The sequence below is a fragment of the Actinoplanes ianthinogenes genome, assembly GCF_018324205.1.
Taxonomy (GTDB): domain Bacteria; phylum Actinomycetota; class Actinomycetes; order Mycobacteriales; family Micromonosporaceae; genus Actinoplanes; species Actinoplanes ianthinogenes.
In genome coordinates, this window is record NZ_AP023356.1 from 8,814,418 (window position 1) to 8,826,408 (window position 11,991).

Annotated in this window: 9 protein-coding genes; 6 read left to right on the plus strand and 3 right to left on the minus strand. The window is 71.7% G+C overall.

Translation table 11 applies throughout. The annotated features are described in order from the left end of the window. Nucleotides 1–82: 82 nt before the first annotated feature. From Aiant_RS39775 to Aiant_RS39790, 4 genes are all read left to right on the plus strand, one after another. Entirely contained in the window at nucleotides 83–460 is a 378-nt protein-coding gene (locus Aiant_RS39775) for a DUF4267 domain-containing protein (RefSeq protein WP_189329818.1), read from the plus strand. A 134-nt stretch (nucleotides 461–594) separates the two neighbouring features. After that, the gene (locus Aiant_RS39780) at nucleotides 595–1,563 is read left to right on the plus strand and encodes a hypothetical protein (protein ID WP_189329819.1); all 969 of its coding nucleotides are present in this window, start codon (nucleotides 595–597) and stop codon (nucleotides 1,561–1,563) included. Nucleotides 1,564–1,659: 96 nt separating this feature from the next. Further along, nucleotides 1,660–1,863 carry a hypothetical protein gene (locus tag Aiant_RS39785; RefSeq protein WP_189329820.1) on the plus strand — a complete coding sequence of 68 codons (204 nt, stop codon included), beginning with the start codon at nucleotides 1,660–1,662 and terminating at the stop codon, nucleotides 1,861–1,863. A gap of 197 nt (nucleotides 1,864–2,060) precedes the next feature. Then, on the plus strand, nucleotides 2,061–4,034 hold the full coding sequence (locus Aiant_RS39790) for a SpoIIE family protein phosphatase (RefSeq protein ID WP_189329821.1): 1,974 nt from the start codon (nucleotides 2,061–2,063) through the stop codon (nucleotides 4,032–4,034). A gap of 49 nt (nucleotides 4,035–4,083) precedes the next feature. Here Aiant_RS39790 and Aiant_RS39795 read toward each other — a convergent pair whose 3' ends face one another. The 3 genes from Aiant_RS39795 to Aiant_RS39805 all read right to left on the minus strand — a co-directional run bounded on the left by Aiant_RS39795 (nucleotide 4,084) and on the right by Aiant_RS39805 (nucleotide 10,133). Beyond that, the gene (locus tag Aiant_RS39795) at nucleotides 4,084–5,748 is read right to left on the minus strand and encodes a ThuA domain-containing protein (RefSeq protein WP_189329822.1); all 1,665 of its coding nucleotides are present in this window, start codon (nucleotides 5,746–5,748) and stop codon (nucleotides 4,084–4,086) included. Beyond that, the gene (locus tag Aiant_RS39800) at nucleotides 5,745–8,540 is read right to left on the minus strand and encodes a PQQ-dependent sugar dehydrogenase (RefSeq protein ID WP_189329823.1); all 2,796 of its coding nucleotides are present in this window, start codon (nucleotides 8,538–8,540) and stop codon (nucleotides 5,745–5,747) included. Before Aiant_RS39800 ends, Aiant_RS39795 begins: the two co-directional genes overlap by 4 nt. 192 nt (nucleotides 8,541–8,732) lie before the next feature. After that, a complete protein-coding gene (locus Aiant_RS39805; protein WP_189329824.1) occupies nucleotides 8,733–10,133 on the minus strand; it encodes an MFS transporter in 1,401 nt (466 codons plus the stop codon). Between the two features lie 101 nt (nucleotides 10,134–10,234). On the opposite strand from Aiant_RS39805, the gene Aiant_RS39810 reads away from it, so the two are divergent. Continuing rightward, nucleotides 10,235–11,077, plus strand: a complete 843-nt coding sequence (locus Aiant_RS39810) for a helix-turn-helix domain-containing protein (RefSeq protein WP_189329825.1) — start codon at nucleotides 10,235–10,237, stop codon at nucleotides 11,075–11,077. Further along, the gene (locus tag Aiant_RS39815; protein ID WP_189329826.1) at nucleotides 11,067–11,978 is read left to right on the plus strand and encodes a phosphotransferase enzyme family protein; all 912 of its coding nucleotides are present in this window, start codon (nucleotides 11,067–11,069) and stop codon (nucleotides 11,976–11,978) included. The genes Aiant_RS39810 and Aiant_RS39815 overlap by 11 nt, the downstream gene beginning before the upstream one ends. Nucleotides 11,979–11,991: the final 13 nt, after the last annotated feature.

Consider the following 11,991-nt stretch of genomic DNA (forward strand, 5'->3'; position numbering starts at 1 on the left):
GACATTCTGTCGAGGACAGATTAACGTCGCTATTGTTGCTAGCGGCGCTAGGTGCGTCGCTGCCGTCAGGGGAGGAATCATCATGATCGTCAATGTCGCCACCGTGCTCGCCGCGCTGATCGGCGCCGGCATTCTCTTCATCGCGGTGAATGCGGTCCGCGCGCCGCGGACCGTGACGGGCTTCGGCATCCCGGGCACGCCGGTCGACGATCCCGCCTTCCGCGCGTGGATCTCGGTCAAGGCCGCACGCGACGCCGCCCTGGGGGTCGTCCTGTTCGTGCTGCTGGCCGTGGCGACCCCCGCCGTGCTGGGGTGGTTTCTGCTGGTCACTGCCGGCATCCCGGTCGGCGACATGTTGATCGTGCTGCGCAGCAAGGGACCCAGGGCGATTGCGTACGGCGTGCACGGCGCCACCGCGGCGGTGATGTTGGTCGCCGGCGTGCTGCTGCTGGTCGGCTGACCGCCTCGGGTCGTCCGTTCTGTCGCGCTCCGTGCTCAGCCGGCCCCTGCCGTGACGCCGCCGCCGTCGACCCGCAGGGACCCCTTGCGCGTCGGTGGGAGTCTGAGCGGAAAGCGACTCGCAAGGGGGATGCGATGTCCACAAAGATCGTTGCTGTGCTGGTCACGGCCGCAATGCTGGCCACGCCGGGAGTTGCGGCCGCCGCGCCGGCTTGGCGGGTGATCGACCTCGGCGCCGGTGACGACAGCTCCGCGGTCGCCGTCAACGACCTCGGCCAGGTGGCGGTCAACCGGGCCGACCATGCGTACCTGTGGACCGCCGGGCGGCTCACCGACCTCGGCGACCTGGGAGGCGGCGTCACCGTCGTCGCCGACGTCAACAACCGTGGCGAGGCGGTCGGCTGGAGTTCCACCGCCGACAACGCGCAGCACGCGTTCCGGTGGCGCAGCGGCCGGATGACCGACCTCGGCACGCTGCCGGGCGGCGAGTTCTCGGCCGCCGAGGCGATCAACGAGCGGGGTGACGTCGTCGGCCGCGCCCTCACCGGCAGCGGTGAGGAGCGCGCCGTCCTGTGGCGGGGCGGGGCGCTGGTCGACCTCGCCGGTGAGCCGGCCGTGGCCCATGATGTGAACGATGCCGGGCAGATCTGCGGCGACCTGGGCGGCCGGTTCCACGGAGACGGCATCTCGTTACCGGTCCGCTGGTCCCACGGTCAGCGCGAGATGCTGAGCGACGAGCAGGCCACCACCGACGCCATCAACAACCGGGGCCACGTTCTCGGCACCACCCGCGGCGACGAGGGCGACTACGAGGACGGCGTGCTGTGGCACGACGGCGGGTTCACGCCCGTCAAACCTCCGGTCGGCGCGACCGGCCTGATCGTGGCGGATGTCAACGACCGCGACCAGGTCGTCGGGATGGGCGTCGACGCGTCCGGCGGGATCGACGCGGTGCTCTGGCAGGACGAGCGGGCCGTCCGGTTGCCGCACGCCGGTGGGACGGCCGCGGCTTCGGCCATCAACAACCGGGGCCGGATCGCCGGCGTCAGCACCGTCGTCCCGGGCAGCGACACCGTCCGGGCCGTCTTGTGGGTGTATGGCTGAGGCCTTTGCCGCCAGTGGACGAGTCGGAGCGATGGCCTCGGCGACAAGGTGCCGGAGGCCGATCTATCGCACGAGCTCGGTGCGATGGTGCGCCGCGTGCTCGACGAGCGCCGAGGCCGTACGGATGATCGCGGAGCTTCCGGTCGAGCACCTGCCTCCCGGCACGTCCGCCGGGTGAGCTTCGGCACCGAGGTGCAGTGCTTCGGCAATCACCGGGTCTCGGACTACTACGAGTGGGCGCTCGCCGTCGGCAGCGAGACCGTCGAGGAATGCGAGGAGGCCGGTGCCCCCTCTGCGTGACCGAGTCGAGCCGGCGACCCGGCCTCCTCGGCCGCCTGACCTGACACGCCGGCCCTGCCGCCCGTTCTCGGCGCGGACGCCGCGCTGACCGCCGGCGGGGCCTCGGCCGGCCCGCCGGAGTGAAGGCCTCCGGTTGATTTGCGATGTGGGGCCGCCGGGGCGAGCCCGCATCCCCCCGATGCTGATGGAATAAGGGGATGGCTGAGGACCTGACCCACCTCGCCGGGGATCCAGCGGTGATCGCCCGGGTGTTCGACCAGGCGCCGCTGCTGATCCTGGCGACCGAGGGGGCGGACCATCGGATCGTGGCGGCCACCGGGGCCTACCGGGTGTTCGCCGACCGACCGCACATGGTCGGCGGCCTGACCCGCGACGTGTTCGTCACGATGACCGGTCAGCACGTGTTCCAGCCGCTGGACGAGGTGTACACGACCGGGCAGCCGCTGACGTTGCGGGAGTGGCGGGTACAGGTGGACATGCCGACGACCGGCGGCAGCAAGGAGTCCTTCATCGACCTGCTGCTCGCCCCGCGGACCGGTCCGGACGGCGCGATCGCCGGGGTGACCGTCGTGATGTTCGAGGTCACCGAGCGGGTGCGGGAACGGCAGGCGGACCAGCGGCGTGCGGCGGAGGCGGAACGCCGCTACGAGCAGGCGCGCGAGCTGATCGACACGCTCCAGCGGGAGCTACTGCCGTCGGGGGTGCCGGTGCTGCCCCGGGTGCAGCTCGCGGCCGGCTACCTGCTGGCCGACACCGACACCGCGGCCGGGGGTGACTGGTTCGACGCGCTCGCCCTGCCCGGCGGGCGGGTGGCCATGGTGGTCGGTGACGTGGTCGGGCACGGCGTGGCCGCCTCGGCCACCATGGGTCAGCTGCGGATCCTGCTGCACGAGCAGCTGGCCACCGGCGCCGGCATCCCGGCGGCCCTGCGGGCGCTCGACGCGGCGGCCGGCCGGATCCGGGGCGCCCGTGCCGCCACCGTCTGCGTGCTGGTCCTCGACCCGGTCACCGGGGACGTGGAGTACTGCACCGGCGGGCATCCGCCGCCGCTGATCGTCTCGCCCGGCGGCGAGGCCCGTTACCTGCCGGTCACCGGGGCCGGTCCGCTCGGAGTCGGTGGCGCGTTCACCGGCGAGGCGGTCGGGTCGCAGAGGCTGGCCCCCGGCGAGCTGGTGCTGCTCTACACCGACGGCATCCTGGAGCGGCCGGGTCGCGAGCTGGCACAGAGCTCCGTCGAGCTGGCGCAGGTCGCCGGAGACATCGCCGCCGGTCGCGCCCTGCCCGGCGATCCCGAGTCCATGGCCGACCGGGTGTGCACCCAGATCCTGGAGATCCAGACCCGGCTGACCGGGTACAGCGACGACATCACCCTGCTGGCCGGGCAGCTCGTGCCGCCGCCCGCCGACCTGACGCTGCGGCTGACCGCCGGCGAGGTCGTGCTCGCCCGGATCCGCGACCGGTTCCGGGAGTGGCTGGCCGCCGCCCGCGTCCCGGACGAGGACGCCCGGGTGCTGCTGCACGCCGTGGTGGAGCTGGCCACCAACGCGACCGAGCACGCGTACCTCGACGTGCCCGGCCCGCACCCGGTCACGGTCACCGCCACGCTCACCCCGGCCGGCGAGGCGATCGTCCGGGTGGCCGATCAGGGCCGCTGGCGGCCACCGGCGCCGTCGGCGGACCGCGGGCTCGGGCTGCGCCTGGTCACCCAGCTCACCGACAATCTGAGCATCGAACACGACGAGCACGGCACCACCGCCACCGTGACCCATCGGCCGAGCTGTCCCGCGTGTCTGCACGCCGCCGACAGTCTTACCTGGACCCCGCATGTGCGTTCGGCGCCCCCGGCCGACCTGCTGGTCGTGCTGGATCAGCCGTCCGCGCCCGGCCCCCGGATCCGGCTCGACGGTCCGGTCGACACGGTCACGGTGCGCAAGCTGGAGGCGGCCGCACTCAAGGCCGGCTCGTCCGGTGGACGGTCGCTGACCCTCGACCTGGCCGGCGTCACCCACCTGGCCAGCGCCGGCGTCTCGGCCCTGCACCGGCTCGCCGCCCGGCACCGGGACAACCAGTCCACCCTGACCCTGTACGCCCCGGTCGGCTCCCCGGCCGACATGATCCTGTCCCTGGTCCAGCTGGACCACGTCACCGACAACCCGGATCCGGCCGGGTGACAGCCGGACCCGCGGCCAGGCCGGATCGCCGGCCTGGCCGCGGTGGGACTCAGGGCAGGGTCCACAGCTGGTTGGCGGCGGCCAGGCAGTCCCAGATGTGGATCTGCTGGCCGTCGTCGGACTTGACCTCGGAGACGTCCAGGCAGCGCCCGGACTGCGGGTTGCGGACCGTCTTGTCGGGATAGGCGACCCAGTTCTGAGCGCCGGAGCCGTTGCAGGTCCAGAGTTGCACCTTGGTGCCGTTGGCGGTGCCGCCGCCGGACACGTCGAGGCACTTGCCGGACTGCGGGTTGCGCCAGACCTGCCCGTTGATTGCCCAGGTCTGAGCGCCCGAGCCGTTGCAGGTCCAGAGCTGGATCTTGGTGCCGTCGGCGGTGGCGCCGCCGTTGACGTCCAGGCACTTGTTCGCGAAGCCGACCACCCGGCCTGTTCTCACACCGGCGAGGTCCTTGATGCGAACGTTGCGGAACGAGACGTGATCGGCGTCCCCGTGGTTCTGAATGCCGACGTAACCGGCCAGTGAACGTACGGGATCGGTGTTGGTGAAGTCGTTGATCTTGACGCCGTTGAGGAAGACCTGGAGGTGTTCCCCCTCGACCCGGATCTCGTAGCCGTTCCACTCACCCGGCGGGTTGAGCGCGGCGTCCCGCGCCGCCGCGTCGGCGCCCTTGAACGTGTAGACGGACCCGGTGGTCCGATCCGCGCTGTCGGTCGCGTCGATCTGGATCTCGTAGCCGTTGTCGACCGCCGACCACGGATCCGGCGACGCCGGGAAGCCGATGAAGACGCCGGAGTTGTCGTCCCCGGTCATCTTCCAGTCCAGCTTCAGCGAATAGTCCGTGTACTGCCTGGCCGAATACCAGTACAGGCCCATCCCGCCGAATGACGACAGGGTCGCGTCGGCGTTGCCGAACCCGCCCGGCCCGGCCTGCGACCAGCCGGTGGTCGAGCCGTTGTAGAGCGGCGTGTACCCGGTCTCCGGGCGGCAGTCGGCGTGGCTGCGTCCCGCCGCGTACCGGATGCCGCCGAGCAGGTGCGCCCGGAACGCCGGATCCGCGTACGACTCGACGGTGTGCCCGCCGCCGGTGTAGAACGACCGGCCGGAGCTGACCGTCTTGCACCACACGTGCGGGTGGTCGGCGCCCATCCCGCCGCCGGAGTAGGACCCCTCGTCGAGGGTGGCCAGCACGTGCGCGGTGCCGCGCGGGTTGGTGCGGTAGTTGTACCACTCGTCGGTGCGGGTCCAGGACTGCGGCAGATGGGCGGTGGCCGCCTGCGCCCGGTCCTCGATCTTGACGGTCGCCTGCTGGATCGCCGGGTGCGAGGCGAACCAGGCGCCGACCAGGTCGCCGTAGAACGGCCAGTCGTACTCGGTGTCGGCGGCGGCATGCACCCCGACGAATCCGCCACCACCCCGGATGTAGGACTCGAACGCCGTCTGCTGAGCGGCGTCGAGAACGTCTCCCGTGGTGTTCAGGAAGACTACGGCCTCATATTTCGGTAAATCGGCTGCATTGAGGGACTCCGTCGCGGTGACGGTGAAGTTGTTCGCCGCACCCAGGTCGCGGATCGCCTGGATGCCGGCCGCGATCGAGTCGTGCCGGAACCCGGCGGTCTTGGAGAAGACGAGCACGTCGTAAGCGGCATCAGCCGCCGCCGCGGGCGTCGGGACGAGGGAAATGGCGAGCGCCAACAGGAGAAGGATGCGCTTCATGGCAGGCTCCACAGCTGGTTGGCGGCGGCCAGGCAGTCCCAGATGTGGATCTGCTGGCCGTCGTCGGACTTGACCTCGGAGACGTCCAGGCAGCGCCCGGACTGCGGGTTGCGGACCGTCTTGTCGGGATAGGCGACCCAGTTCTGAGCGCCGGAGCCGTTGCAGGTCCAGAGTTGCACCTTGGTGCCGTTGGCGGTGCCGCCGCCGGACACGTCGAGGCACTTGCCGGACTGCGGGTTGCGCCAGACCTGCCCGTTGATCTGCCAGGTCTGTGCGCCCGAGCCGTTGCAGGTCCAGAGCTGGATCTTGGTGCCGTCGGCGGTGGCGCCGCCGTTGACGTCCAGGCACTTGTTCGCGAAGCCGACAACCCGGCCGGTGCCGCCGGTGGTGAAGGTGAACGCGTCCACGTCGAACAGCGCGCCGGCGCCACCCGAGAAGGTCAGGTACAGCGTGGTGGTGCCGGCCGGCGGGTTGGTGATCGCCGTGCTGACGTCGGTGAACACGTTCCAGCCGCCGGTCACCGGCACGGTCGCCGAGCCCAGCACGGTCCCGGTCGCCGAGCCCGCGCGGACCTGGAGGGTGCCGCCGGCGCCGCCGGACGAGACCCGGGCGCTGAACGTCTTGGCGTTCGCCAGGTTGTAGGGCTCGAACGCGATCCAGTCGCCGTTGTTGATGTCGCCGACCGTCTTGCCGCCCTCGGCCTCCGGTTTGTCGAACGTGTTGATCCCGGACGAGGTCTTGAAGTGCTCGGCCTGCCGGTGCCGCGGTTGCAGGATGTGCTGCTTGTGGGTGATCAGCCCGCCGTTGTCGGCGTATTCGGCGTCGAAGATCGGGAAGATGTTCGCCGCCGAGTCGTGCTCGCCGTCGACCGGAATGGTGATCGACCCGGAGCAGCCGTTCGCCGAGGTGATCTGGTGGCCGTGCTGGTCGTGCCCGAGCACATAGGTCATCTTCACCCGCGAGCAGGTGACTGTCCCGTCCTCCGGATCGCTGACCGTGACGCTGAACGGAACGGTGTCGCCGAAGCTGACCAGCTGACCGTTCGCCGGGGCGTTGATCGTGACGGTGGGTGCGGTGTTGCCGACCCCGATCTGCACACCCCCGCTGCCCGTTGCGCCCTGCGGGTCGGTCACGGTGAGCGTGACGTTATAGGTGCCATTGCTTGCGTACGTGTGAGCCGGGTTCGCCGCCGTCGAGGTGGCACCGTCGCCGAACTTCCACGCATAGCTCAGCGCGCCACCCTCCGGATCGGAGGACCCGGCCGACGAGAAGTTCACCGTCAGCGGCGCCTGCCCGGAGGTCTTGTCCGCCGAGGCCACCGCGGTCGGCGCCTTGTTGCCACCACCCACGTAGTCGTAGCGGTACAGCGCCGAGTTGGCGTCCCCGTTGAAGTACCCGGTGCCGTAGTCGAGCACGTACAGCGCCCCGTCCGGCCCGAACGCCATGTCCATCACCTGCTTGCCGTTCCAGGCGAAGGTGGAGATCTCCCCGACCGACCCGTCGGTGCCCACGTGGATCGGCTTGATCCACCCCCGGCCGAACTCCCCGGCGAAGAAGTGCCCGTCCAGGTCCTGCGGGAACTTGGTGGCCGAGGTGTTCGCGGCGTTGTACCGGTAGACCGGCCCGCCCATCGGCGACTCCGACCCGGTGCCGAACGCGGGCGGCGAGCCGGCGTCGCCGCCGTACCGGATCCAGGCCGGTTTCGCCGGGGGCAGCTTGCTCAGCCCGGTGTTGCGCGGCGAGTTGTTGGTCGCCCCGCCCGCGCAGTCGTACTTCGCGCCGACCGTCCCGGTGGCGAAGTCGTAGTCGGCGTACGTCTCGGCGGCCGTGTTCGTGCCGGTGCAGTACGGCCAGCCGAAGTTGCCCGGCGCGGTGATCCGGTCGAACTCGACCTGCCCGCCCGGTCCGCGGCTCGACGAGGCGCCCGCGTCCGGGCCGTAGTCACCGACGTAGACCACGCCGGTGGCCTTGTCGACGCTGAGCCGGAACGGGTTGCGGAAGCCCATCGCGTAGATCTCCGGCCGGGTCCCGGCTGTGCCCGGCGCGAACAGGTTGCCGGACGGGATCGCGTACGAACCATCGGTGTTGACCTTGATCCGCAGGATCTTGCCGCGCAGGTCGTTGGTGTTGCCGGCGGTGCGCTGCGCGTCGAACGCCGGGTTGCGCCCGGCCCGCTCGTCCAGCGGCGCGTAGCCGTCGGACTGGAACGGGTTGCTGTCGTCGCCGGTGGACAGGTACAGGTTGCCGGCCGCGTCGAAGTCGATGTCGCCGCCGACGTGGCAGCAGATCCCGCGGGAGGCGGGCACGTCCAGGACGGTCTTCTCCGCGCTGAGCTTCCAGTCGGCGGTCAGCGTGAACCGGGACAGCCGGTTGACGCCCTGCCAGACCGAGTAGTCCGCACCCGCGTCGGGCGAGTCACCGGCCGGGGTGCTCAGCGGCGGCGCGTAGTAGAGGTAGATGAACCGGTTGGTGGCGAAGCCGGGGTCGACCCCGACGCCCTGGAGACCTTCCTCGTCATGGGAGTAGACGGGGAGTGTCCCGACGACGGCGGTGGTGCCGGACGCGTCGGTCCGGCGCAGCGTTCCGTTTCGCGCGGTGTGCAGAACCGAGCGGTCCGGAAGCACCGCGAGGCTCATCGGCTCGCCCACCTCCGGCTCGCCCTTGGCGAGGGTGACCTGCTGGAAGTTGCTGGGATCGATGTCGTGCGCGGCCGCCGGGCCGGCGGGTGCGAGCAGGAGAGCGGCGGTGAGCAGGGTGGTGACGGCGCCGGTCTCCCAGCGGTACGGTCGCATGGCAGTCCTAACCGGGACATTCCGGGCATGAACAGCGACATCGGCACCCTGATGCCCCACGACGTGTCGATTGCTTAGTTCTATGAACATCGATGTCGTTGTTACCGGGACATTAAAAGTTTTGAATGTCACTGTCCATCTTTCCGATCAAGCCGCCTCAACTTTTGTCGCAGGAAGCAAAAGTGGGAGCGGTCACCGCGTCGGCCGGCGCACCACGGCCAGGGCGACGGCGCCGGCGGTGAGCGCGGCGAGGGCGGTGTCGACGCCGATCGCGGTGCGGATCGCGTCCTCGGTCCCGAGTGCGGGCAGGGTGGCGCCGACGATCGCGGACATCACCGGGATGCCGAGCGTGATGCCGATCTGCTGGCTCATGGTGGCCAGCCCGGCGGCCAGCCCCTGCTCCCTGTCGGCCAGGCCGGAGGTGGCGGTGACCATGAACCCGACGATGGCGACCAGGTTGGCCACCCCACCGGCGAACGTGGCGGCCAGCAGCACCGGCATTGAGGCCCGGGTGCCGCCCAGGAACATCAGCGGCAGGGTGGCCGCGGCCTGCACGGCAAGGCCGAGCGCCAGCGCCCGTGGCGGCTGCGCGACCCGGGCGATCACCTTCGGCCCGAGGACGCCGCCGAGCACGGTGCCAAGCCCCAGCACCGCGAACGACAGCCCGGCCGCCAGCGGCGCGAACCCGAGCACCTCTTGCAGGTACAGCGTCAGCAGGAAGACCAGCGACGTCTCGGTGGCGAAGGCCAGCACTCCGGCCGCATTGCCCCAGGCGATCCGGCGCTGACCCAGGATCCGGACCGGGACCAGCGGCGCGGGCACCCGGCGCTCGATCCCGGCGAACGCGACCAGCAGCCCGGACCCGGCGACCAGCGCGCCCCACGTGCCGGGCGCCGCCCAGCCGTGCTCCCCGGCGTTGGTCAGTCCGAACACGACGGCCAGCAGCCCGCCGGTGACCGTGACCGCGCCCGGAACGTCCAGCCGGGGCCGCCGCTCCGGCCGGCTCTCGGCGAGCACCAGCGGCGCGACGGCCAGCACGGCGACCGCGACCGCCACGTTGACGAAGAACGCCCACCGCCAGCTGAGCAGGTCGGTGAGCAACCCGCCGAGGATCGCGCCGGTGGTGAAGCCGGCCGCCATCAGCGCGCCGTTGAGCCCGAGCGCCCGCTCCCGCCGCGGCCCCTCCGGGAACGACGTGGTCAGCAGCGACAGCGCCGCCGGGGTGACGGCCGCGGTCGCCAGGCCCTGTGCGACCCGGGCGGCCAGCAGCAGCACCGGGCCGGTGGCCAGGCCGCCGGCCAGCGAGGAGACGCCGAGCACGGCGATGCCGGCGAGGAACAGCCGGCGCCGGCCGACCAGGTCGGCGACCCGGCCGAACAGCAGGGTGAAGCCGGCGGCGGACAGTGCGAACGCGGTGGCGATCCATTGCAGTCCGGACAGCGGCAGCCCGACGTCCGCGCCGATCACCGGCAGGGCGACGTTCAGGATCGAGAAGTCCACGGCCAGGGTGAAGCTCGCGGTCAGCAGGACGGCGAGCACGAGCCGGTCCCGGCCGCTGAGCGCGGTGCCGGGTGCGGCGACGGTGTGTGTCATGCCGCCACCGTCAGCCGCGGCGGCCGATGCAACCAGACCACTGCTCTGACTGGTACCGGCAGGGACAGGCAGGGCCGGACCGGTGCGGGCAGGATGGGGGCATGGAGAGCGAGCTGGCGGACTTCCTGCGGACCCGGCGGGCACGGCTGCGGCCGGAGGACGTCGGGCTGGTTTCGTACGGGCAGCGCCGCGTCCCCGGGCTGCGCCGCGAGGAGCTGGCCCAGCTGGCCGGCGTCAGCCCGATCTACTACACCCGCCTGGAGCAGGGCCAGAGCCACAACGCCTCGGCGTCGGTGATCGAGGCGCTCGCCCGTGCGCTGGTGCTCACCGACGACGAGCGCGCCTACCTGCACGACCTGGCCCGCCCCCGGCCCGCGAAACGCCGCCGCCCGGCCCGCCCGGCCCGGGCGAGCCGTGGCGTCGTCCAGCTGATCACCGCGATGCGCGACGTGCCGGCCCTGGTCCTGGGCCGCCGCACCGAGGTGCTGGCCTGGAACGAGCTGGGCCATCTGCTGTTCGCCGGCCACCACGACCGGACCGCGCCGGACCGCCCCGCCGACCGGCCGAACCTCACCCGCATGCTGTTCCTCGACCCGCACACCCGCGAGCTGTACCGGCGCTGGGACGAGGAGGCCGGCCGATCGGCCGCCGCGCTGCGCATCGCCGCCGGTCGCTACCCCGACGACGCGGAGCTGACGACGCTGGTCGGCGAGCTCACCGTGAAGAGCCCGGAGTCCGCCGCCTGCTGGGCGCGGCACCCGGTGCAGGTCTGCACCGCCGGCACCAAGCACCTGCACCACCCGCTCGTCGGCGACCTGACCCTGGATTACCAGGCCCTGCACCTGCCCGGTGACGACGGCCACCGCCTGCTGACCTACTCGGCGGCGCCGGACACGGCCGACGAGGCCGCCCTGCGCCTGCTTAGATCGGCGCATGATCAGTGACGGGGGACTGCGGGAGCGGCTGGCGACGGCGTGGGGTCTGGACCGGGCGAGCGTCGAGATCCACAACGGCGGGATGAACTCGGCGACCTGGTTCGTCGGTCAGGACGGCGTGCGCTGGGTCGCGAAAGCGGTGGCGCCGGCCGCGCGCGGTTCGTTCACCGCGGGGCTGGCGGTCGCCGCGGCGCTCGATCAGGCGGGCATCGCGGCCGGAGCGCCGGTGCCGACCCGCGACGGCGAGGTGGTCGTCGAGGTCGCGGGGATCCCCCTGGCGCTGCTGACCTGGGTGCCGGGGGAGGAGCTGACCGGCTCGGAGGCTGACCAGCGGCTGATCGGCGCGACGCTCGCGCGGGTGCATCGAGCCTTGCGGCACGTGTCGGTCCCCGGCACGGAGCACTTCCACTGGGTCGACCCGCACGCCGCGCACCTCGGCGTCCGCCCCTGGGTCCGCGGTGCCGTCACCGCGGCGGTCGAGGCCTACGACCGCCTGGCTCCCCGGACCCTGACCTGGGGCCTGCTGCACACCGACCCGTCGCCCGAGGCATTCCGGCTGGCTGCCGGGACTTGCGGTCTGCTCGACTGGAGCGTCGCCATGAAAGGCCCTTTTCTGTACGATCTGGCCTCCGCCGTCATGTACACCGGCGGCACCGCCTGCGCCGCCCCGTTGATCGAGTCCTACTTGGCCGACGGCCCGATCCCGCGCCCGGAGGCCGAGCGCGCCCTGGCGGTCATGGTCCGCTTCCGCTGGGCGGTGCAGGCCGACTACTTCGCCCGCCGCATCGCCACCGACGACCTCACCGGCATCGCCGACGCCACCGGCAACGAGAAGGGCCTGGCCGACGCCTACGCCGCTCTCAGGCCCTACAACTCAGTGTCCACCGGTGGATGCTGTCTCGGTGGCTGATCGAGCTGGTCAC